The 22,282-nt window shown below is 69.9% G+C and carries 18 protein-coding genes; 12 read left to right on the top strand and 6 right to left on the bottom strand.

Annotation, left to right across the window (positions count from 1 at the left end; all coding sequences use genetic code 11):
• Both ACFYXS_RS37605 and ACFYXS_RS37600 read left to right on the top strand, forming a co-directional pair.
• Nucleotides 1–921, top strand: coding sequence for a carbohydrate ABC transporter permease (locus ACFYXS_RS37605; RefSeq protein ID WP_389256286.1), 921 nt, complete (start codon nucleotides 1–3; stop codon nucleotides 919–921).
• A gap of 345 nt (nucleotides 922–1,266) precedes the next feature.
• The gene (locus ACFYXS_RS37600) at nucleotides 1,267–2,718 is read left to right on the top strand and encodes a GH1 family beta-glucosidase (protein WP_389256285.1); all 1,452 of its coding nucleotides are present in this window, start codon (nucleotides 1,267–1,269) and stop codon (nucleotides 2,716–2,718) included.
• A gap of 210 nt (nucleotides 2,719–2,928) precedes the next feature.
• Here the strand turns inward: ACFYXS_RS37600 and ACFYXS_RS37595 are convergent, their stop codons facing one another.
• The 3 genes from ACFYXS_RS37595 to ACFYXS_RS37585 all read right to left on the bottom strand — a co-directional run bounded on the left by ACFYXS_RS37595 (nucleotide 2,929) and on the right by ACFYXS_RS37585 (nucleotide 7,643).
• Complete coding sequence (locus ACFYXS_RS37595) at nucleotides 2,929–3,774, bottom strand: phosphotransferase (protein WP_389256284.1); 846 nt, start codon at nucleotides 3,772–3,774, stop codon at nucleotides 2,929–2,931.
• Between the two features lie 299 nt (nucleotides 3,775–4,073).
• Nucleotides 4,074–5,795: a TROVE domain-containing protein gene (locus tag ACFYXS_RS37590; protein ID WP_389256283.1), complete on the bottom strand. Its 1,722-nt coding sequence runs from the start codon at nucleotides 5,793–5,795 to the stop codon at nucleotides 4,074–4,076.
• A 1,065-nt stretch (nucleotides 5,796–6,860) separates the two neighbouring features.
• On the bottom strand, nucleotides 6,861–7,643 hold the full coding sequence (locus tag ACFYXS_RS37585; RefSeq protein WP_389256282.1) for a hypothetical protein: 783 nt from the start codon (nucleotides 7,641–7,643) through the stop codon (nucleotides 6,861–6,863).
• A 510-nt stretch (nucleotides 7,644–8,153) separates the two neighbouring features.
• Between ACFYXS_RS37585 and ACFYXS_RS37580 the strand changes: the two genes are divergently transcribed.
• Complete coding sequence (locus ACFYXS_RS37580) at nucleotides 8,154–8,867, top strand: SDR family NAD(P)-dependent oxidoreductase (RefSeq protein ID WP_389256281.1); 714 nt, start codon at nucleotides 8,154–8,156, stop codon at nucleotides 8,865–8,867.
• Nucleotides 8,868–9,655: 788 nt separating this feature from the next.
• Here the strand turns inward: ACFYXS_RS37580 and ACFYXS_RS37575 are convergent.
• On the bottom strand, nucleotides 9,656–10,054 hold the full coding sequence (locus ACFYXS_RS37575; protein ID WP_389256280.1) for a DUF3099 domain-containing protein: 399 nt from the start codon (nucleotides 10,052–10,054) through the stop codon (nucleotides 9,656–9,658).
• Nucleotides 10,055–10,202: 148 nt separating this feature from the next.
• Between ACFYXS_RS37575 and ACFYXS_RS37570 the strand changes: the two genes are divergently transcribed.
• The 5 genes from ACFYXS_RS37570 (at nucleotide 10,203) to ACFYXS_RS37550 (ending at nucleotide 15,396) form a co-directional block, all read left to right on the top strand.
• Nucleotides 10,203–10,763 (top strand): Uma2 family endonuclease, encoded by a 561-nt coding sequence (locus ACFYXS_RS37570; protein WP_389256279.1) that lies wholly within the window; start codon nucleotides 10,203–10,205, stop codon nucleotides 10,761–10,763.
• 69 nt (nucleotides 10,764–10,832) lie between these two features.
• Nucleotides 10,833–11,399: a Uma2 family endonuclease gene (locus ACFYXS_RS37565; protein ID WP_389256278.1), complete on the top strand. Its 567-nt coding sequence runs from the start codon at nucleotides 10,833–10,835 to the stop codon at nucleotides 11,397–11,399.
• Nucleotides 11,400–12,110: 711 nt separating this feature from the next.
• Nucleotides 12,111–12,971: an aminoglycoside phosphotransferase family protein gene (locus ACFYXS_RS37560; RefSeq protein ID WP_389256277.1), complete on the top strand. Its 861-nt coding sequence runs from the start codon at nucleotides 12,111–12,113 to the stop codon at nucleotides 12,969–12,971.
• Between the two features lie 426 nt (nucleotides 12,972–13,397).
• Entirely contained in the window at nucleotides 13,398–14,501 is a 1,104-nt protein-coding gene (locus ACFYXS_RS37555; protein WP_389256327.1) for an integrase core domain-containing protein, read from the top strand.
• Between the two features lie 313 nt (nucleotides 14,502–14,814).
• On the top strand, nucleotides 14,815–15,396 hold the full coding sequence (locus tag ACFYXS_RS37550; RefSeq protein WP_389256276.1) for a hypothetical protein: 582 nt from the start codon (nucleotides 14,815–14,817) through the stop codon (nucleotides 15,394–15,396).
• 117 nt (nucleotides 15,397–15,513) lie between these two features.
• Here ACFYXS_RS37550 and ACFYXS_RS37545 read toward each other — a convergent pair whose 3' ends face one another.
• On the bottom strand, nucleotides 15,514–17,817 hold the full coding sequence (locus tag ACFYXS_RS37545) for a Helicase associated domain protein (RefSeq protein ID WP_389256275.1): 2,304 nt from the start codon (nucleotides 17,815–17,817) through the stop codon (nucleotides 15,514–15,516).
• On the opposite strand from ACFYXS_RS37545, the gene ACFYXS_RS37540 reads away from it, so the two are divergent.
• A complete protein-coding gene (locus ACFYXS_RS37540; protein ID WP_389256274.1) occupies nucleotides 17,810–19,063 on the top strand; it encodes a polymorphic toxin-type HINT domain-containing protein in 1,254 nt (417 codons plus the stop codon). The two genes, ACFYXS_RS37545 and ACFYXS_RS37540, sit on opposite strands and share 8 nt — an antisense overlap.
• A 93-nt stretch (nucleotides 19,064–19,156) precedes the next feature.
• On the top strand, nucleotides 19,157–19,564 hold the full coding sequence (locus ACFYXS_RS37535) for a hypothetical protein (RefSeq protein WP_389256273.1): 408 nt from the start codon (nucleotides 19,157–19,159) through the stop codon (nucleotides 19,562–19,564).
• A 360-nt stretch (nucleotides 19,565–19,924) separates the two neighbouring features.
• Here the strand turns inward: ACFYXS_RS37535 and ACFYXS_RS37530 are convergent, their stop codons facing one another.
• Complete coding sequence (locus tag ACFYXS_RS37530; protein ID WP_389256272.1) at nucleotides 19,925–20,893, bottom strand: PIN domain-containing protein; 969 nt, start codon at nucleotides 20,891–20,893, stop codon at nucleotides 19,925–19,927.
• A 220-nt stretch (nucleotides 20,894–21,113) separates the two neighbouring features.
• Here ACFYXS_RS37530 and ACFYXS_RS37525 point away from each other — a divergent pair, with 220 nt between their 5' ends.
• Together ACFYXS_RS37525 and ACFYXS_RS37520 are read left to right on the top strand one after the other, a co-directional pair.
• A complete protein-coding gene (locus tag ACFYXS_RS37525) occupies nucleotides 21,114–21,713 on the top strand; it encodes a hypothetical protein (RefSeq protein WP_389256271.1) in 600 nt (199 codons plus the stop codon).
• Nucleotides 21,714–21,816: 103 nt separating this feature from the next.
• A complete protein-coding gene (locus ACFYXS_RS37520; protein ID WP_389256270.1) occupies nucleotides 21,817–22,062 on the top strand; it encodes a hypothetical protein in 246 nt (81 codons plus the stop codon).
• Nucleotides 22,063–22,282: the final 220 nt, after the last annotated feature.

The raw sequence follows: 22,282 nt of genomic DNA, 5'->3' as shown, positions 1-22,282 counted from the left end.
ATGACCACGACCAGTCCCCTCAGTACCGCACCGGACCTGCTGCCGGCAGGCCCGTCCCCGTCCCGGGGCGGCCGGCGCGGCCGGCTTCGGCTCGGCGCGGGCCAGCAGCTCAAGGCCGGCCCGCTGACCTATGCCGCGCTCGTCGTCGTCGGCCTGGGCTCGATCTTCCCCCTGTACTGGACGCTGGTGGCGGCCTCGCACGATCAGCAGCGGGTCCTGGACACGCCGCCGCCGCTGCTGCCGGGCGGCCGGCTGTGGGGAAACCTGCAGGCGGCCTGGGAACAGGCGAACCTGGGCAAGGCGATCGTCAACAGCATCGTGGTGTCCGGCTGCATCACGATCGCGACGCTGTTCTTCTGCACGCTGGCCGGTTACGCGTTCGCCAAGATGCGTTTTCGCGGGCGGGGTTTCCTGATGACCGCGGTGATCGCGACGTTGACGATCCCGCCGCAGCTCAGCGTGGTGCCGCTGTTCATGATGATGTCGGACATCGGCTGGGGCGGGAAGCTGGAGTCGGTGATCTTCCCGACGCTGGTGGGTGCCTTCGGTGTGTTCTTCATGCGCCAGTACCTGATCGAGGCGCTGCCCTACGAACTCGTCGAGGCGGCCAAGGTCGACGGTGCGAACAACCTGCGCATCGTGCGCAGCGTGGTCCTGCCGGTGGCGAGGCCGGCGATGATGGTGCTGGGCATGCTGACCTTCGTCCAGGCGTGGAACGACTTCTTCTGGCCCTTCCTGGCCCTGAACCAGCAAAACCCCACCATCCAGGTCGCCCTCGGGCAGCTCAGCGCCTCCTACACGCCCGACCAGAGCATCGTCATGGCCGGCGCGCTGATCAGCACGCTGCCGCTGCTCCTGGTGTTCGTGGTCTTCGGCAAGCAGATCGTCGGCGGCATCATGGCGGGCGCCGTGAAGGGCTGACCCCACGGCCGCCCGCCCGCCCGGGTGCGCGCCGGGCGGGGGTCGGCCCGGCAGCCCGCGGTGTGCGCGCCGGCCCCGCCCGCCGGCCCGCACGGTGCGGCCCGCGCCGTCGGCCGCACACCGGCCGCACACCGGCCGCACTCCGGGCGGGCACCGGCCGCACACCGGGCGGGGGTTGGGGCCGGGGCCGTTGCGGGCGGGCCCCTGGCGCCCTCGCCGGGGCATCCCGGGCCCGTTTCCGTCCTCGGGCCGCGTTTGTCCTCCTCTTTCTTTTTCTTGTTCTTCCTTTGGGCCGGACCTGGTTGTCCGGTTCGTTCACCCCGATCTTTTGGGAGCGTTGTCACGATGACCGCCGTACGACCTGAGGTGAGCCCCCGGCCGGCCTCGGCCACTTCTTTCCCGCCCGGCTTCGTCTGGGGAGCCGCGACCGCCGCGTACCAGGTCGAGGGTGCCGCTGCCGAGGACGGCCGGACTCCTTCGATCTGGGACACCTTCAGCCACACGCCGGGGAAGGTCCGCAACGGTGACACCGGGGACATCGCCGCCGACCACTACCACCGCTACCGTGACGACGTCGCGTTGATGAAGGACCTGGGTCTGCAGGCCTACCGTTTTTCGGTGTCGTGGTCGCGGGTGCAGCCCACCGGCCGGGGGCCGGCGGTGGAGCGGGGCCTGGACTTCTACCGCCGGCTGACCGACGAGCTGCTGGAGGCGGGCATCACGCCCGTCGCGACGCTGTACCACTGGGATCTGCCGCAGGAGCTGGAGGACGCGGGCGGTTGGCCGCACCGTGACACCGCCCTGCGTTTCGCGGAGTACGCGGGCATCATGGCCGGGGCGCTGGGGGACCGGGTCGGGGTGTGGACGACCCTGAACGAGCCGTGGTGCTCGGCGTTCCTGGGCTACGGTTCCGGCGTCCACGCCCCGGGCCGTACCGACCCGGCCGCGACCCTGCGGGCCGCCCACCACCTGAACCTGGGGCACGGTCTGGCGATCGGCGCGCTGCGCTCCGCGCTGCCGGCCTCCGCGCAGACCTCGATCACGCTCAATCTGCACCAGGTCCGCCCGCTGACCGGCGGTGCGGGTGACGCGGACGCCGCGCGTCGGATCGACGCGGTCGGCAACCGGATCTTCACCTCCCCGATCCTGGACGGCGTCTATCCCGAGGATCTGGTCCAGGACACCCGGCACCTGGTCGACTGGGACCGCCTGGTGCACGACGGGGACCTGGCGGAGATCTCCCGGCCGATCGACGTCCTGGGGGTCAACTACTACTCCCCGACGGTGGTCTCGCTGCCCGCCGACGGCGCCGGCACCACGAAGAACGACGGTCACGGGGCGAGCGACCACTCGCCGTGGACCGGCTCGGAGCACATCGCCTTCCACCTGGCCAACGACAACGTCACGGCGATGAACTGGGCCATCGACCCCAGCGGGCTGCACACCCTGCTCACCGGTCTGGCGGCCTCGCACCCCGAGTTGCCGCTGATGGTCACCGAGAACGGTGCGGCCTTCGACGACTACGCCTCGCCCGAGGGCGTGGTCAACGACCCGCAGCGGATCGCCTACCTGCACGCCCACCTCGACGCGGTCCGCCGGGCGATCGCCGACGGCGCGGACGTGCGCGGCTACTTCCTGTGGTCCCTGCTGGACAACTTCGAGTGGTCCTACGGCTACTCCAAGCGGTTCGGCACGATCTACGTCGACTACGCCACCCAGCGCCGTATCCCGAAGGCGAGCGCGCACTGGTACGCGGGCGTGATCCGGCAGAACGCGCTGCCGGCCGCCGACGCCTGACCCGGACCCGGACCCGTCCGGCCCCAGGGGCGCCGCCGCCGTCGCGCGGCGGCGCCCCGGCCGGCTGCGGGGACCGGGCCGGACCCGTCGCCGCGCCCCTGCACTGCGGCGCGGACGGGCCTGTCCTCGGGACACCGGCAGGGCCGTCCGCGCCGCAGTGCAGGGGCGGGGACGCTGTTCTTCCGTGCGGAATCCCGGCGCGGGCCGAGGTCAGCGGGCGTGGTCCTCGAGCCAGGGCACGATGTGCTCGACGTAACTGTCCACGTTGGACAGGGTTGTGCCGGGCAGGACCGCGACGAGGTGTCCGATGCCGAAGGTGCGGTCCCAGATGCGGGCGCGCCGGTAGGTGTCGGCGTCGACGGCGCGGCGGACGGTGTCCCAGCCGTGCCAGGCCATGCAGGCGGCGTCGACGGCGGGGTCGAAGGCCAGGGCCAGGTCCCAGTCCAGGACGCCGATCAGTTTCCCGTCGGGGCCCCAGTGGACGTTGGAGCCGCCGAGGTCGCCGTGGACGAGCCCGTCCGGGACGGGGTCCAGGGCCATCGCCTGGTCCAGGCGGCGGCGGCCCTCGTCGCGCCACCGCGCGGGCAGGCGGGGGACGACGTCCTCGGCCAGGACGGCGGCCCAGCCCCGCACCGGAGCCGAATGCCCCGGGTCGGCGGTCAGGGCGCTGCGCAGCCCAGCGGTAAGGGGTACGTCGCGCAGGGCCCGCAGGAGCTGCCCGATCTGCTGCGGGTCGCCTTGGCCCTCGGGCCATGCCGCACCGTCGATCCAGGACACGGCGACAGCGGCACGCCCGTCGAAGTCGGTGACCGGGGTGAGTGGCTGGGGCACGGAGAACGGCAGACCGGCGGCCCCGATCGCCCGCAGCAACTCGGTGCGCCGCGGCAGCGCCTGCGCCCCGGACGGTCGCCGGCTGATCCGCACGGCCGCGATGTGAGGCAGCAGCACGACGTGGTGGATGTTGCCGTCGGCCGCCAGCCGCGCCCGGTCCAGCCGGGTGCCCGGCAGGAGTGCGTCGACGATCTCCATCAGGTCCGCGGGTACTTCGTGGCCCACGCCTTCATCCCCTTCCGCTGTCCTGCCCGTTCACCGGCCCCGGCTCACGCCCGCTCGCCGGTGACCCGGGAGTCGGCGCTCCCACATGGTGCCGCCTCGTCCGGAACACGGAAGGACCGGCACCCGCCGGGTGCGTCGGGTTCCGCCCGCCGTGGTCCGCCTGACCCGACCGCGGCGAACCGGCAGATGCCCGGCGAGGGTACCGCCGGCGAGATCGTCGCCCTCGGCGGCGCAGGCCCTGCCACTCCGTCTGGCGTGGCTGTCGCCGGCTCGGGGGTACGGTGTGCGCGGACCTGTGGTCAGGGGGCGGGCCGCTTCGGGAGTCCTCGGTGTGTGTCGGGGGTGGGGTCCCAGGGCCATGCGGTCTCCGGGCCCGACCTGCCGGATTCCAGGAGGGGGATCAGGCGGAATGCGGCGTCGCTGAGGCCGCCGAAGGTGTGGCGGTGGGGTCCGGTGGCGGTGTGGCCCATGGCGTAGCCGGCCAGGTTCCAGGTGTAGACCGGGACGTGTTCGGGGACGGCGGCCAGGGGGTCGATCCGGGGTGCCCAGTGGGCCTGTTCGTCGGTGACGACGAGCACCCGGTCGTGCGCGGCGTAGTGCCGGGTGACGGCGGCGGCGGTGTTCGTGCCGCCCAGGTCGTGGAACCGGTCCAGGACGTGCAGGACGGACTCGCCCGGGGCCGCGTGGACCGGGCGGCTGCCGGTGCCGAACTCGACGAGATCGGCCTGCTCGGCCCGCAGGGCCAGCGCGGTGCCGAAGACGGCCGCGGAGTCGGCCCGGTTGAGTTCGCTGTCCGCGCTCGGCCGGTCGAACATCGAGCCCGACCGGTCCACCAGGACCAGGGTCCTGCCGGGCAGCGCGGGCACGTTGGCCAGGCTGTGGGCGAGCGCCGTCTCCAGGGCCTGCTCCCACCGCGCGGAGGGCACGTTGCGGTGTGCGGCCAGGTAGCGGAAGGGGAACTGCCGGGAGCGGAGCACCTGGGCGGGGTCGCAGATCCGGCGGGCCGCTTCGGCGGCCGCCCGGTCGCCGACCCCGGCGAGGTCGAAGTTGCGCAGGTTGCGGACGAGTGCCATCGCCCCCATCGAGGGGATCACGGCCTCCCAGACCGCGGCGTCCAGCGGGCCCTGCAGCCAGCCCGCCAGCGCCTCCCAGGTGATGCCGGCCGCAGCCAGCTTCTGCGCCCCGCCCGGCCCGGTGACCAGCGCGTACCGGTTTGCGACGGGGACGGCCATCAGGGCGTGGTGCGCGGTCAGCAGCGGTTCGGTCGCGGGCGGTGCGGCACGGTCGGGACGGTGCCGCCGGTCCAGGGCGTACCGGAACAGCTCCCCCTGCCAGGGCCGGTCGGGGGCCGGGGCGGGGTGCGTGAGCTCCAGCACGTCGCCGAAGCGGAAGCCGTGCGAGCCGGTGTCGTACTTGAGCAGGGCACGGCCGGTGTAGAGCCGGCGCACGGCGTCCGCGACGCCCCGCTTGAGGGGCTGGGGCAGCCTGCGCCCGTACCGGGAGGTCCAGTACGCCAGCAACTCGCCCGGTTCGTCGGGGCGTTGCAGCACGGCGTCGACGGCCTGCCGCGAGAAGCCGGCGGCCCGGGCGTCGAGGCGGCCGCGAACGAACTCGGCCGCCCCCACCAGGGACGCCGTACGGATGTGGGCGTGCGTGCGGAGCCAGCGCAGCAGAGCGAGGGTCCACCGGGGGTCCTCGACCGCGAGCCGGCGGACCAGCCGGGCGTAGCGCTCGTCGCGGGAGGACGCGCTCTCGTAGAAGCTGCGCTGCCCGGCCATGTGGGCCACGGCGAGCAGGAACAGCTCGGCTTTCGGCTCCCGGGCGTACCCGGCGCCGCCTTGGTGGTTCAGGTCCCGCAGCGACGGGAACACCGTCCGCAGCGCGGCCCGCGACGGCGGCAGGACCCACTGGCCGTGCTCGGAGAGCGGGGACGTCGCCCCGCCCGCGGTCAGCCCCGGGATCTCGGTACGGATCTCGTCCCTGGCCTCGGCCTTGGCCCGCCGGCGGTTGAACCGGGTCATGCAGATGTCCCCCTGCAGGGTTGGGGTCGAAAAGGGGCGCGCTGCCGGTACGCACGAAGAAGGGCGGCGTCCGGCACACGCGGCAGCGGCGCCTTCCGTGATCAAGGTGGGCACCGGTGTTTTTTCCAGGAAGTAACCGGGGCACGGCGCATCGGAAGGCGTCGGGACCGAACGCTATCCGGCCCCGTCCGGCCGCGCACGCGAATATTCGAAAACCCGCGCCCGGCCCCGGTGTTGCGCTCGAGGGGACGGTCTGGGGCTGCGCGGCCCCGGTGGCCCCGGGGCGCGGCCGGCAGGGCGGTGCGGGTGTCGTCCCCGGGGGGCGTGCCCGCTGGTGGTGAGTTGTGTGGATCGGCTGCGAGGAGCAGGGCAGGGCGTGCTGCTGCCACAGCGAGGTGCTCATCGTGCTGGTCGTGGGGCCGGGTCGGAGGCCGCAACGGCGTCGGCGGTGAGGAATTTCCGCAGGCCCTGGGTCGACTCGGTCGCTCTGGAGCGCACCTGGTGACGCAGGGACGAGCGCATCTGGTCGATGTCCTTCCGGGCGCGAGGAGAACCGTCGGCACCCGGCTGCTCCGGTCGGCTTCTTGCCGGCCCGCAGTGGGCCGGCCGGCCCGACGACGCCCGACCGGCCGGCCCTGTCCCCGCTGTTGTGGGGGAAGCGGGCTCCGGCGGGGCAGGGCGGGCAGGGCGGGGCAGGCGGGGAGCGGGGGAGAGCGCCGAGGGTGCGCCGGGGCAGGCCCGTTCCGCGGCGCGGCAGCCGCAGACGGCTGGATGTGAACCGACAGCAGGAGACGTCGGGCTGTGCGGACCCGGACCTCCCGGGCAGCACGGGCCCCCGGAACCCCAGGGGGTCCGGGGGCCGTCGCTGTGGCCGACGACCCGGCCGCGCGGGCGCCGTGCCCCCGGGCTTCGTGCCGGTGGCCGGGATCGGGCTGCTTTGTGCCGGGTGCACCGCTCACGGCGCCCCGCAGGGTGGGGCCGGGGCTGCCTGTGCGGAGCCCCGGCCCGGCGGCGGACGCGAGGAGCAGGTGGTGGGCCGGGTCGGCGCTCGACCGGCCTGCCGGCTCATCCGAAGGGCTGGAAGCGGGTTTTGACGCCGTCGGCCTCGAAGTCGTAGATGTTGCGGTTGATGCGCAGGCCGTCGACGGCGCCGATCCACATGTGGTCGCGGCCCTTGCCGACGGCGACGGTGAGGATGGTGGGCCGGCCGACGCCGCCGGTGAAGGAGGCCTTGAGCCGGTCGAAGTTGCACGGTGCGGTCTGGGTGCAGGAGGTCTCGTTGCCGGTGAGGAACCAGGTGCCGGTGGTGGTGGCGTCCAGGTACGGGCTCCAGCGGTCCACCACCGGTGACGGGGGCGGGTTCCACACCAGGGTGGAGTAGTTGTCGCCGGTGGTCATGTTCGGGTCGATCTCGAACCTGATGGTCGGCATGTTGGTCAGGGGGCTGCCGTATCCGACGTTCTCGCTGGTCTGGAAGACGTGGAAGCCGACCTTGTCCAGGCCCAGCACCGGATTGCCGTAGAAGTCGACCTCGTTGCCGAAGTCGACCTTCTCGCCGGGGGTGGCCAGCGAGGTGGACTTGTCGGCGACCTCGATGCCCAGGCTGCCTGAGCCGTAGGGCGGCCGGGCGGCGGATGCCGGCACGCCGAAGGACCCGACCGGGCCGTTGCGCAGTACGGCGACGGGGGAGCCGATCGTATTGCGGGTGATCACGCCCCAGTTGTCGGCGAGGATGTTCTTTTCGTCTGCGAGGGCAGCGGTCGATCCCGGGATCATCGACGCCGCTGTCGCGGCCAGGGCTATGGCCGCGAGCGCCTTGCCTCGGCGCACGCCAAATCGAGCGTTCACGGGTGTTCCTTTCAAGGGGCGGAGGCCGGACACGGGCCTTTGGCACATGCCAGATGCATAGCACTCCGGCGGACACAAACCGTGACTTTATATGACACTCGGTGATAGCGCCTGCCGGGAACGGGGGCCGGTCGGGGCAGTGCGGCTGCCGTACCGGGGCGGCGGCGCCCAAGGCCTCGCGGCGCGTTCCGCACGTCTCGGCGACCGGCTGCCGCGGGCCCCGTCCCGGCGCCGGTCGGATCACGCCCGAACGGCGCGGGGAGGGCGGGCGAGGGCGTGCGCGGGCGGCATGCGTCTCCCGCCCGCCGGGGCCGCCGTCACCGCGAAGTCGCCGGCCGGGTGCGGTGCGCCGGTTCCGGCGTCCCGCACCCCCGGCCCGGGGTCGCCGATCGGGCGGGGTCCTTCCGGTGCAGGACTTTGACGTTACTCGACCGGTCGTCTACTTTGATAGTCGACCGACCGGCTATCGGTTGGTGGGGTAGTACATTTCCTCGGAAGAAGGTCAACAACATGGGCACTCAGGGTCAGAAGGTTGCGGTCATCACCGGCGCGTCTCAGGGCATGGGCGCCGGGCTGGTCGAGGGCTATCGCAAGCTCGGTTACGCGGTCGTCGCGACCTCGCGCACCATCCCCGCGTCGCACGACGAGGGGGTCCTCACCGTCCAGGGCGACATCTCCGACCCGGCCACCGCCGAGCGGGTCATCGCCGAGGGCGTGGAGCGCTTCGGCCGGATCGACACCCTGATCAACAACGCCGGCATCTTCATCGCCAACGCCTTCACCGACTACACGCAGGACGACTTCGCCGCGGCGATCGGCGTCAACGTGGCCGGCTTCTTCCGCATCACCCAGCTCGCCGTCCCGTACATGCTCGCCCAGGGCGGCGGCCACATCGTGAACATCACCACCAGCCTGGTCGAGGCCGCCAACTCCAACGTGCCCTCGGTGCTCGCCTCGCTGACCAAGGGCGGCCTGCAGTCCGCCACCAAGTCCCTGGCCATCGAGTACGCCACCCGCGGCATCCGCTCCAACGCCGTCGCCCCGGGCATCATCAAGACCCCCATGCACGCCGTGGAGTACCACGAGACCTACGCCGGCCTGCACCCGGTCGGCCGCATGGGCGAGATCAGCGACATCGTCGACGCGGTGCTCTACCTGGAGAACGCCTCGTTCGTCACCGGCGAGATCCTGTACGTCGACGGCGGTCAGAGCGCCGGCCACTGACGCGCGGACACACCTGCAGCCGCCGGCCGCCAGGAGAAACCGGCTCCTGCTCGGGCATCCCCGCTCGCGCAGGTCCGGGATGCGCCGGCGCCGCGGCTGGGGGCGGTAGTGCCGGACGGCGTGCTCGTGGGGTGCGGTCGAGGGCCGGGCCGGGGCGCCGGCCACGGCACCCGGCCCGCCTCCCGGCTGCGCCCCGGTCGAGGCCGACCGTGCCCGCCCCGGCACCGCCGAGCACATCGCGGCCCTGCCCGGAATCACCGTCGCCGGTCTCGACCTGTCGGCAGCCGTCGCCCGCGAGGCCGCCTGGGCCGGCGGCGCGCACACCCGCCACACCGTCCTGCCCGCCCCCGAACAGCGGCCCGGACCGGTGGGCCGGGCAGCCCGTCGGGTTCCCCGGCCTCGCCCGGGATCTCGCCGCCTGCGCGGAGTACGGGTCACCCGGCGGTGGGAGCCCGGCGGGGGCGCATACTGGGCAGCAATGAAGAACACTCCCGCGGCTCGGCGCCATCCGGCGCCGTCAGACCCGTCCAAGACTCCCGTCGTGCCCCTGTTCTCCGCGCCGGAACCGGTGATGCCCCACCCGACCGTGCAGCGCCTGCCGCGCCCCGCGACGACAGGTCTCTTCCAGGCCCCGGAGGGTGCCGAGCACCGTCCGGAGGAAGACGAACAGGACACGCACGAGCCCTCCGTCCAGGCACGGCGGCCCCGACGAGGCCGCATCTGACACAGCGTGCAACACGGTGCGCGCGAGACGTTCAGCAGGTGAGTCCGGGCAGTCCGCGCCGGGCTCAGCTGCGGCCGGAAGGCCGGCTTTCGTCCTGTTCCGGGTTCCGCTGCGACGGCAGTGGTGTCGTGCCGGGGCCGAGGGCCGGCGGTACCGGCGGTGCGATGTGGGTCGTGGGCAGCCCACGGGCGTTCTCCCGCCCGGCGTTGGCGACGACGACCTCGACATAGGGCAGTACCAGCCCCAGGACCAGCGTGATCCAGGCCAGGGGAGTGGAGACCTGCCACAGTACGACGGCGAGGACGAACGACACCGTCCGGACCGACATCGAGATGATGTAACGCCGCTGCCTGGCCCGGACGTCGTCCGAGAGCCCGGCCGCGGCCCCGGTGATCCGGAAGACCTGGTTGTCGCTGTGCTTCCGCGTCACGTTCCACCACTCGCTCCACACGCCGGAAGCCACCCGATTCCGGCACCGTCCACGGCACGCCGTGGATCTGCCACAACCAAGACCGGACAAGCCACCGCGGTGTGACAGCGCCCGCCGCACGGCCCGGGTGCCGTGCGGCGGCGGCCGGCGGGCCGGGATCCTTTGCGCAGGGGCCTGCCGGATGGCGTCGGGGCGCCGCCGCGGCACGGGCTGCCGGCGCGAAGGTGGAGGTGCTGGAGGCGAGGTCATCAATGTGGTCCTTCCCTCGGGGCTGGTCGTCCCGGACATCGTGGTCGCCGACGCCGCGGCGACGGCCACCGACGAGGCCGGCATCGACGCGGAGGCTGTCCTGCTGGTCGTTGAGCTCGTCCCGCCGGGAACCAGGACCATGGACCGCCGCCTGAAGCCTCTGCTCTACGCCGAGGCGGGCATCGCGTCGTACTGGCGGGTGGAGCCCGACCCGGCACCCCGGCTGGTGATCACCGAGCTCGGGGGCGGCCGGTACGACAGCGCTTCCTGGCGCCACCACCCGTACGCAGAGCCCGTTGCCCTTCGAGGTCGACCCCGCCGGGCTGGCCCGGCAGGCTGCCACCGAGGCGTGAGCCCCGCCCGTGGCACGGGCCGCCGCCGCGTGGACAGTTCCCACATCCCGGGTCGGTCTTGCCGTTTCCTGGCCCGGTGGCCGCGCTCATCGGGGTCTGTGCGCCAGAGGCCTCGGTGGTGGGAGCGTGGTGTCGGCTGACGGACAGGCACACGGCCTGTTCCCATGGACCGAGCCTGCAGGCGCTGCTTTTTCCAGGGGAGGTACGTCGTGACCGCCGACATGATCGTCCCGGAGTGGATGCACACGCCGATCACCACGGCACAGTACGACTCGTGGCCCGCGGAGCAGTGCAGGGGCGTCGAGATCGTCGACGGGATGGTCGTGGTGAGTCCGAGCGCGTCCAAACGCCACAGCCGGCTGGCGCGACTGCTGGCCAATGCTCTGGATGCTACCGCCTCACGTGGATGGAACGCCGATACGGACTTCGATGTCCGTCTCCAGGACGTTCCGCTGACGAATCGTCGCCCCGACGTCGTGGTCTACCGGGCGGACACGATCGACATCACGCCCACGAGGCCGGAGCACGTACTCCTGGTCGTGGAGGTGGTCTCGCCCGGCTCGGAGACCACCGACCGGATCGTGAAGACGGAGCAGTACGCCAAGGCGGGGATCGCCTTCTACTGGCGTGTGGAGCACACGGCCAACGGGGTCCCCCTGGTGTACACCTACCTGCTCGACCCGGCAGCCGGGGTCTACCGGGACGGGGAGGTGTTCACCGACGTCGTGAAAACCTCGGTGCCGTTCCCCCTCGAGATCAGCCTCAGCCCGATCTGACGCATAGTCACCCCTGCAGGCCGACTGGCCCCGCTCTACGGCAGGATCGGCGGTAGTGCAACGCAGGACGGCAGAGCCGATGCGGCTGCAGTATTCGTCGCTCGTCCTCCCCGTGCAAGGGGGCGGGCTGCACGACCGGCGACGGGAGCAAGGCGGCGTTCTCCCGGCGCCGGCGGGGATGGACCAGTCTCATTCCCGCTGTGCCGTCCTCGGGACCGCCGGTGGTGCCGGGAAGGGCCGGCTACCTCATCGACCTCGGCCGCGTCGAGGACGCCCTGGCCGTCCTCCGGCCGCGGCCCGTCCACTGAAGGACACCCAGGGCGTCCGTGGTGCCGGACGGCCGGGCACGGTGTAGCAGGTGCCGTCGCCGAGCGCCTTTGGCGGACCGGACACCTGAAGGCCCCCCCGGAACCACGGGGGAGGAGTTCCGGGGGCCCGGTTGTGCACCAACGGCCAAGTCCTGCGGCCGTCACGCCCACAGGCTCTGTTCGGCACGTGTGGTGCCTCGTGCCGGTCGCCGGGCGGGCATGTCGCCCAGTGATCCCTTTCCGACTTCCCGAGTGCGGCGCACGGACGGGTTCGGCTGTGAGTGTGGATCAGCAGGGCACGTGGCCATGGGGCGGCGATGCACCAGCATCGGGCACGAGGTGACGTGCCCTCCGCCATGGTTCGGTCGGCTGATCGGCAGGGCTGCCCCGGTAGGCTGCCGTGATGCTGGGTCAGGTGCCCGAGGAACTGCTCGCTGTCGCCGCGGCCGTGCTGCCCGGAGAGGATCTTCGCGGTGCGGCTTTCGCGAGTGGTGGCTCTCACCAGGTGGTGCTGCTTGCCGGCGTCGCCGTCGTGCGCATCGCCGAGAACTCCACCGCGGCCGCTGCGCTGCCCCGGCGTACCGAACTTCTGCGCCGTCTGACGGAGGCGGACCTGCCGTTCGCGGTGCCGGTCCCCTTGTCCGAGGTGGTCCAGGCAGAGGGGCACACCGCCGTCGCACTGTCGTGGCTGGAGGGCAGCGCTTGCCGGCGGGGCGAGGGCGGAGAGCCGAAGGAACTCGCCCGGCTGCTGGACGCGCTGCGGCAGGTGGACTGCCGTGACCTGGACGGTCTGCTGGGGGTACCGCACGAGTACGCGGGAGGTGAGCGGTGGGCCGAGATCATGGAGCAGGACGTGATGCCTCGGCTGCCGCGCGCGTGGCGGTCCGAAGCGCGTCGCCGCGTCCAGGCCGCATTGGATCTGCCCGCCGTCACGCCGTCGCTCGTCCACGGCGACCTGGCCGGCGACAACATGCGCTGGAGCGGGGACGGCCGCCTGCTGGGTGTGCTGGACTGGGATCTGGCTCAGCCCTTCGACCCTGCTGTCGACGCCGCCTGTCTGGCCTGGCACGGCTGGGACAAGGTCGCGGCCGCCGTCGACAGGCGCACCCTGCATCGCGCGTGGACCTGGTATCTCACCTTCGGCCTGGAGCAGATCCCCTTCGCCCTGCTCAATGGCGAGCCCGACGACGTCGTCGCCCAGCGCAGCGCCGCCGCCGCGGCATGGCTGGAGCGCACGGCACAACTGACCTCACCCCTGGCCTGACTGCGATCTCGGGCTTGTGCCCTCACGCCCACCGTGATCTGCACCCGCAGCACGTCGTGGACCACCGGACGGTCCGCCATCCGCCTCGGGGCGGTCTGCCTGCTGATCCTGCTCGCTCTGGTAGAGCACCACACCCGCCGGCGGGTCCGACCCCCGCGACGCCCCGGGAACCCGAGCCGTCACCCGGGCTCCGCCGCCCCGGTACCGCCCGCCGGCCAGTGGAGCCGCTGCGGCCTCAGTCCGTTGCGGACCGGGGAACCTTCGTCGGGCCGTGAGCGCTCCGATGCTGCCTCCGGCTCGGCCCAGGCCTGCGGGTGCCGATAAATCATCCGTCCAGGTCCGGCGCTTGATCGCCGATCTCCGGCCGCGCCTCCCTTCACCCTGTTGTCTCCGTCTGCGCAGGGCATCGACGGCATCATGATCTTCGTGCTGCTGCGCCTTGCGTATCTCGCCGTGACCCACGCCTTCGCGTTCCTGCGCCTGTTGTCGATGAGCGACAGAGAGAAGGACGTGGAGATCCTGGCGCTGCGGCACCAGCTGCTGGTCCTGCAGCGCCAGGTCGGCAAGCCCACGTTCACCGATTCCGACCGCGCTGTCCTCGCCGGCCTGCTCCATCACCTCCCCATGGACAAGCTGCGGCACCTTCTGCTGCTGGTCCGCCCGGACACGCTCCTGCGCTGGCATCGCGACCTGCTCAAGCGGCGCCACGCTGCGATCTGCGTGCCGAAGCGCCGCGGACGTCCGCCGACCATCCGGTCGATCCGGGCCCTGGTCGTGCGTCTGGCGCGGGAGAATGCCTCGTGGGGCTACCGGCGGATCCACGGAGAGCTCGCGGCGCTCGGCATCAAGGTCGCCGCCTCCACCGTCTGGGAGATCCTCAAGGAACACGGCATTCCACCCGCGCCCGAACGGCAGAGCACCACCTGGGCCGACTTCCTGCGCAGCCAGGCAGAAGCGCTGCTGGCCTGCGATCTGTTCGAGGTCCGCACCCTGACCGGGGCGCGCCTGTACGTCTTCGCGGCGATCGAGCACGCCACTCGGCGCGTGCGGATCCTGGGTGCCACCGCTCACCCGACGGCGCAGTGGATCGTGCAGCTCGGGCGCAATCTCCTCATGGACCTCGAGGACGCGGGCAGCAGGGCCACGTTCATGATCCGCGACCGCGACTCGAAGTTCACGGCCGCTTTCGACGACCTGCTGACCGACGCCGGGCTGACGGTCGTCATCACCGGCATCCGGATACCGCGGATGAACTCCCTCATGGAGCGCTGGATACAGACGTGCCGACGCGAGCTGCTGGACCGCACCTTGATCTGGAACCAGAGCCACCTGCTGCACGCGCTCCGCGAGTTCGAGGCTTTCTACAACTGCCATCGACCGCACCGAGCCCTGGGCCAAGCCGCGCCGCTGCGCCCCGTCCCCCAACCGATCAACGTGCCAGAGCCGATCCGGCACCTTGAGGTCCGCCGACGAGACCGGCTCGGCGGAACCCTGCACGAGTATCACACGCCGCCTGAGCAGGCCGGATGATTTATCGGCACCCGCACCCCTCGCGGGCGTGGAGCTGCCGGGCGGCGCGAAGGTTCACCGCCCACTTGCCGGCCTGCGTACGCGGCGCTGGCGGCCTCTCCAAGGGCTCCGCCGGGGTGAGGTGGAGCATGTTCTCCAACATCCAGGCCCCTGCGCGATGCTGTCCGCAAGCCGCCCGGTGGTCCGCTGATTCTTCCGGATCGCCGTGGCGGACTGTCCGCCATCGGTGCGCGGCGATGTCGGCGGGTCCTGCGAGCATCATCTACGGGACACGCTACATCCCAGGATCGGACTGCACGTTGAAAGGATTCGCATGATCAAATCTTTTGAGACCGTAAGTTCCGGCGATGAACGAAACCGCTTCATCCACGTCCCCAAATTTCCCGTGAACTACGCCCAATTCTACCTGGTGAGTAACAGCTCCCAGTCTTGGGATCCGGGATTTCACGCGTCAAAGCCCGGCATCCGCAGATCCCGAGAGCCCGGACCTCACTCGCCAGGGCCGGGCATCCTGCGAGTCGATCCCGGACAGGCATTTCTCGTGACAGGACTCGCCACAGGCGTTATTGATCTGACAGTTTCATTCCACCACGACGCACCAGCACCATTGCTGGCGCACTACGAGGATGTGGTCGAGGCCAGCCTCGAGATCGACGGCGACAGATTGCAAGTCGCCGCATGGGGAGGCGCGGCACACATCGACCTGGAATCCGTAGTACCTGTGCCGAACTGGCTGCGCCTGCGCTACCACGCGCGCGACATGGACCGCGCATACGACGCGACCTCTGACGTCCCCCTCGATTCCTTTCACCTGCAGATCTGGGTTGCTCCCCGGCAAGACTCGGAAGTCCTGGCAGCGACGTCGGCGACGGCCAAGCGGTGGTTGAGCAAGTAGCGCCCAGTTCCGTCCGTACGTGCACACCGCTGCCTCGGCAGCACCGACCTGGTATCGCGGCGGGCCGGGGTTCCCCGTGCGGAGCCCCGGCCCGGCCCTGCCCCCGTGCTGCGGCTGCTACCAGCGGATGCCGAGCGTGTTGAGTTCTGCTCGTCGTTCCTGGGTGAGCTTGTCGGCTCTGCGGCGGGTGTTGTCGAGGAACTGGCCCAGCTTGACGTCTGTGACCGACCCGTCGGGTTCGGTGAGCTGTTCGAGGTGCTTGCGGGGCACCTGGAGGCTTCCCTCGCGGGCGTGGAACTGGCGGGCGGCTCGAAGGTTGATCGCCCACTTGTCTGCCTGTGTACGCGGCGTCTGCGGCCTCTCCGAGGGCTCCGCCGGGGTGAGGTGGAGCATGTTCTGAAGCATCCAGGCCTGCGCGGGCAGCAGATGCTCCCACCCGAGGCGCTGCGCTTGGACCCACGCCCCGAGGTCCTCGCCCTGCACCGTGGTCTCGCCCGGCGCCATCGGCAGGGGCTGGCCGTCCTCGATGAGCCTGCGGCACAGCCGGTAGCTGCGCTGCCAGGCCACGGGCCAGGTGGGGCACCAGGACGGGTCGATGGCCTCCAGGGCGTCCCGGTGTTCCCCCGAGAGGGCGCCGGCGGTGGAGCCGACCGGCAGCCCGGCCTCGCGCCGCTGCTCGATGGTGTTCGCGAGCCGTCCGGCGGTCCGCTGGTTCTTCAGCCAGACGCCTACCGGGTAGTCGTTCCAGACCGCCGTGGCGGGCGGCAGCAGATGACCATGCTCCGCCGCCCACTGTGTCGCCGCTGACAATCCCTCGGCGAAGGCGACGTCCCAGTGCGACCACACCATGCCCAGATCATCCAATTCAGCGGCCCGCTTCGGCTTCATACCACCCGAATTGAAAAACCTCCGCTGATCCGCGATCCACGTTCCCAGAGGAAAACCAGCGGGGTCCCAGTCCTCCGGCGTGACGAAAACGTACGGAACTTTCAGATCCCCGTTCTCTTTCACGTAGCGGGTGGCGGCCTGGATTCCGGCACGCCAATAGGTGTTTTCCGGCCGGAGCACCCGCAGGCTCATGAACCGGGCCAGAATCGCTGGGTCACGCTGCCTCGAAAACGACAACAGGCCCTGCGCCGGAGCCGACAGACCTCCCTCACCGCCCGAGCCGCCTTCCCCGCCCGGGCCGCCACTTGAGGCGACCTCGGCGGCTGTCGACTTGCCGGCGCGACTGTGGGCTTGCTGCTCGGCCAACTGCTCGATGGTCTCGGTGTCGTGCGAGCGCAGCGCGGCCATGACCTTGGCCAAGCTGTTGTAGCCCTTGGAGGTGAGCATGGCGTCGGGGTCCTCACCGGGGGCGAGGAACACCGGTACGACCAGGCTGGCGACCTTGCCTTCCCCGGGCTGCATGCGCAGCGCCCGGCCGACGATCTGCAGGATGTCCACGGCGGAGCCGCGCACGTCGCCGAAGAACATGCTGTCGCAGCCTTTGGTGTCGACGCCTTCCCCGAGGACGCGAACGCTGCTCAGCAGCCGTAGCCGCATCGGCACCAGCTCCCCGGCATCGCCTTCCCCGACGGGGTCGGCGAACGTGGCCAGGGTTTCGCGGCGGTGGTTGGGGGAGTGCTCGCCGCACAGCCACGATGCCCACACCCGATCCGGCTCCGCGTAGGTCTCGGGGTCGTCCTCCCACAGCCGTCGGGCGACTGCCGGCACCCCGGCCGCCAGGGCTTCTGCCTCACTCGTGCGGTAGTGGAAGGTCAGCATCCTGCGCAGGCCATGAACGGCGGCGGTCTTCACCGCAGCGGTCTGCAGAGCTGCCAGCCGTGACCCGCGTACGGTGTCGGAACGGGATTCCATCCCCAGCAGCACCGCGGCCTGGAGTTCGGGGTCGGTGACGTCGACACACACGACCTGGTAGGCGGCGACCAGGCCCCGGTCCCGGGCCTGTGAGAGCGTCAACTTGTAAGCGACCGCGCCGAACAGCCCGTCCGGATCGTCCTCCATCGAGGCGACCAGCACCGGCCCCGACCCTCCGTCCTCGGGCGCCTCCCACACCCGCGGCGTGGCGGTCATGTACAACCGCCGATCCGCCGGGATCCGCTCGTTGTCATGGACCGCAGCCCACGGCTTCGACCCCCGACCACTCGTACGATGCGCCTCGTCAACCACCACCAGCGACCAGGGCGAAAGACCTGCCGCATGCGCCCGCTGGAGCGTGCCCATGCCCACCGACGCGTACGTGGCGAACACCGTGACCGTCTCCAACCCCCGCGTCCAGGCCACCAGCTCGTCCACGTCCGTCGTGCACGCAAATGGCGCCTCATCAGCCCGCAGCGAACAGATCCCGTAGAACGCCCCGCTACGCCCGCCGGCACGCCACGCGGCCGCCATCTGCGTCAGCAAATCCAGCGTGGGCACCAGCACCAAAACCCGGCCCGCCCGCAGCTTCCGCGCAGTCAGAACACCGAGGGACTGCACCGCCAACGGCGGCGATCGTGACGACCGCACCGGAAGATCGGACGGGAAGTCGACGGGAGGCACCGCCGACACCGACAACACAGGCGACACCAGGAACAGCGGCGGCAATGACGGCGGTAATGACGGAGGTGCTTCGGGCTGGTTCCGCGACATGGGTGGCGCCTTTCTCGGCGAGGTAAAGCAGGCTGGGACATCACTGGTCAACACCCCCGTGCAGGCGTTTACCTCCGGCTGGGAATGCGTGTTCGCTAACGAGCGCTGCGGAGAATCCCTCATGTATGGGATCGCAGCCAGCCCAAGCGGACAGTCGATGGCGATGGCGCAGGAATCGATCACCATCTATGGCGACTATCGCGATGGTAGAAGTGCCGAGGCGACCGGAAAGATAGTCTTCAACCTCGCAGCGCTTGCTACCACAAGGGGAGAAGGGGCAGGGCTGGCATCCGCTGGAAAGGAAGCAAGCCTTTGGGGTCGGCTCACCTCCGCAGTGAAGGAGGTTGGCGCAAAGTGCAGCTTTTCTGCGGAAACGCCAGTCCTCATGGACGGTGGCAAGACAAAGCCCATCGGAAAGATCAAAATAGGCGACAAGGTCGAAGCAGCTAACCAGAAAACGGGTAAGCACGTAGGCGCCCGCGCCGTCACTGCCACCCTCATCAACCACGACAAGGACCTTGTCGACCTCACGGTGCGCGCAGCCGACGGACAGAAATCCGTCCTCCACACCACCTCCAAGCACCCTTTCTGGGATGACACAACTAAGGCCTGGGTCCCCGCCGCCAGCCTCACCCCCGGCCACGCCCTCAACACCGCCCAGGATCAGCACGCCTTTGTCGCGGGCATCCGAACGGTGCCCGGCGAGGCCGACATGTACAACCTCACCGTCGCTGACCTTCACACGTACTTTGTGCTTGCGGGGACCACACCGGTACTCGTTCACAACGCATGCCCAACGGGTATCACCTTTGTTGCAGATGCGAGCGGGACTGTTGTGCCGACAAGTGCAGCACGATTGGAAGCGGGCCTGAGAGCGGCAGTTGACGTCGAAGGGTCAGGTTTCAGCTCCTATCCCACGCGCTCGGCGGGCGTGGGCTACCAGCTTCCCGATGGTAGTAAAATTCGCATCATGCAGCCGACGGCTAATGGGGCCAGACTCCGAGCCTCGTTCACGGCCCCGACGGGCCGATAAGTCCGTTCACGGGTAAGCCGGTGCAGCCACCGAGGGTATCGCCAATCCCAAGCTCTATGTCCGAGAGCGAACGCACGTCAACTTGGAGCCCTAATGTCGCTGATCGTGGAAGAGATCCAGGCTTTTCTGCCACTCAAAATTGCTATTGCTGAGACAGACGAAGACGGTATCTGTCTCAGTGGAGACGGGTGGCGTCTGCGCGTCAACACGAATTGGCGTATCTCCGTGAATGATGCGGCAACTATGTCGCCATCTTTTTCTGGAGATGACATGAAAGCCTATGGCCTCGATGGGTTGGCAGGCGATGAGCTGGTCGAGGTGCAAGTTCAGTCCCGCCTTGTTGGACTCGATCTATGCTTTCGGACCCGGGCGGGACGTATCTTTGAAATCTTCAGCGACTTTCCCTACGGGGAATGGATATTCTCGGTATGGTCTCCCCAGGATGAGCGCCAGCTGCCAATCTTCGATCTCGAAGGACCTATTGGGCCAGGCGTGGAGTGATTTGACGATCGCCCTTTGTCGGTGACGGGTTTTACGCGAGCTGACGCCAACGTCGGCAGATGACTAGTGCAGGGGCTGCGACTCCTCGGAGTTGCGGCCCTGGCCAAGTGCCCTCGGGAGCAGCCGGACGTCCAGGACGCTGAGCCGCACATCGTTCACGGCACGATTGTCCAGGGCGACGAACCGCGGCGGCCGGCTCCGGAGCTTCCTGGTATTCAACGGACTCTGGGTATATAGGATCGGTTCGGAATGTAGTGATTGGGGCGGGATTCGGTATTGCGCGCTCGTACAACGGGGCGTGACCGGGTAGCAGGCGTGTCGCCATCTCGTAGTCCAGCCCGTCGGCACGGTCCTGCCTGTTCACGTTCTGCTCGCCGTCTGCTGCGCCACAGGGCCGGGGGAGGATTCGGCGGAGTCCTTCGGCTCGGAGTGCTGCGGTACGCCCCCGCCCGGTACGAGCTCGGCCGCTGCCTGCTCCAGTGCCTGCCGGTGAAGTTCGCCGCCCTCGATCAGGTACCTGTCGGGCAGTGGCTCTGCCGGGAGCCCCCAGGTGGCGGCGCGGGTCCGTACGCCGATGTCGCGGCTGACGACGACCACCTCCACGGGAGCGACGGCCTGTCGCAGACGCAGTGCCGAGGCCACCAGCTCGTCGTCCGGCACGGGAAGGCGCGCGTGCCCAGGCTCATCGGCTGCGATGAGCAGGGGCGTTCCGTCGTCTGCGACCCCTCCCTCAGATCCTGCTTCCAGCACCGACTCCAGCAGCCGGAATACCCCCCGCGCCCGCCGGGAGATCTTCTTGTCTCCCGTCTGGTAGCTCTTGGTGTCGATCTCGTCGACCACGACGTGCGGCACCACGACCGCGGTGCCGTTCCCGAACACCTTCCGCCAGGGGACCTTGTCGAACCGCATGAAGTGCAGCGTGGTGTTCGTGTCCAGCACCGCGTACCGGACAGCACCGGCGCGCCCGTACCGCGCCTGCATGGCGCGCACACGGTTGGCCACGGTTCTGAAGTAGTCCCGCAGCTCGTCGAGTTCCGTGTACATCATCAGCCGGGCCTCGTCCAACGGCGCAGTCAGGATCGCCCGATAGCGGCCCGCACGGAGCTGGGCCGCGATCTCCCGGTCGATGAACCGCCGGTTGATCTCCTCGGAGGCATCCCAGGTCCACTCGTCGTACCGCTTGCGCACGACCCGCATCTGGGCCTCGGCGTCCGCGCCCGTCGCCATCATGTGAGGGATCCGGTTGGAGACGTCGTTGAGGGTCCCGGCCACGAGATCGTCATCCAGGAACCTGATCGCCTCGATGCAGGTCGTTCCGGCTCTTAGCATGCCCTTGTTCCTCCCTCTCGGGGCTCAGTGCGCCCCGCCTGGCACATCCTGCCAGTGCTGATGACGCCTGCTGCGAGTTCCGCTTCCTGCCCCCGGGCCGGGGCTACGCGTTCGGAGTCCCGGCCCGCGATTCCCTCTTGTGGGTGACACTGCGGGACGTTGCGGTGCGAAAGGCTGTTGGCAGCGTCTGAAGGCGGGAGTACCGGTGGTCACGGTTCAGATGAGCTCCGAGGTCCGGCGTGTGCTGGGTTCGGAGGGGATGTCACAGGCCCGCCAGGAGGCGCAACGCGCGGAGTGCGCGTCATGTACGGGGAAGATCACGGACCGGGCGAATGTGGTGGTGACCGGCGCCGCCGGCCTGCGAGTGCAGGTCTGGTTCGCCCACCCCGGTTGCATGCCGTCGGCCGTGACAGAACTGCTGCGCGAGACCCTACGTGAACCGGGCGAGGACATGCGGATGACGAGTCTGCCGCCGCTCCCCGGCGGGCACGGGCGCGCTGTGCTGGTCGCCGAACTCCAAGCCCCGCAGTTCTTCGCTGACACTCCCCAGACCGAGCTCACCGATGTCCTCGCGCCCTACCTCCTACGCCACGGCTTCGAGCCCGTCAGCGACACGGCGACCGCCCCACCACTGCTGGAGCGCTGGCTCGCGGTGCTCACCAAAGTGGCGGGCATCGAGACGGGCGGCAGCCTGCTGACGATCGTCGACGACCACGCGGAAGTGTTCTTCACCGGCCCCGTCTTCACGCCGACCCGATGGCGCCAAGCTGGTCTGGTGTGGATCAAGGGGGTGGTAGTTGGTGTGGTGGGTCGGGTGTGAGCTGGGGTTTCGATGATTGATTGAGAATGAGTTTTTGGTGGGGTGGAGTGGGGCTGGCCTGGGGTTTTCTGGGTTGTGCTGAGTTTTTTGGCTGGTGTTGTGTGTGGTTTCCGTAGCTAAGGAGGCGCTCACCAATCTGACAACCCGTCTCGCGACCGAGGAGGGCCCCGGGGGCACGATTCTGCAGGTCCATCGCTACTTCAGCCGGCATGACAAGCAGCCCTCCGACTCGCCGGACGACACGAACCTCTTCGGCTGGCGCCTGGACCGCGCGGTGGTGGACTTCCTCGCCGCAACCGGCGCAGATCTGGATGTCGGCGAATACGACATGACGCCCAGCGACGACTGACACCGCCCCCTTCAAAGCGGGGCTACTCCGGGCCGGAACACAAGGGCCCATCGCAGCAAGCCGGGGCCAGTTCAGACCGGAAAAGTGGGGCCATACCAATGCGTTAACGCCAACCCGTCGACTGGTGATGAAAGTAGCCGGGCAGAGGCTGTGAACGTTGAGCGTTGATTGAGTTTGCGACAGGGCACGATCCCGTGCACCATGCCGCGGGGTATTGCGT

The organism is Streptomyces sp. NPDC002574 (genome assembly GCF_042889545.1).
Classification (GTDB): domain Bacteria; phylum Actinomycetota; class Actinomycetes; order Streptomycetales; family Streptomycetaceae; genus Actinacidiphila.
Note: the sequence above shows the minus strand (reverse complement) of the source record. Positions and strands in the feature narration are given on the sequence as shown.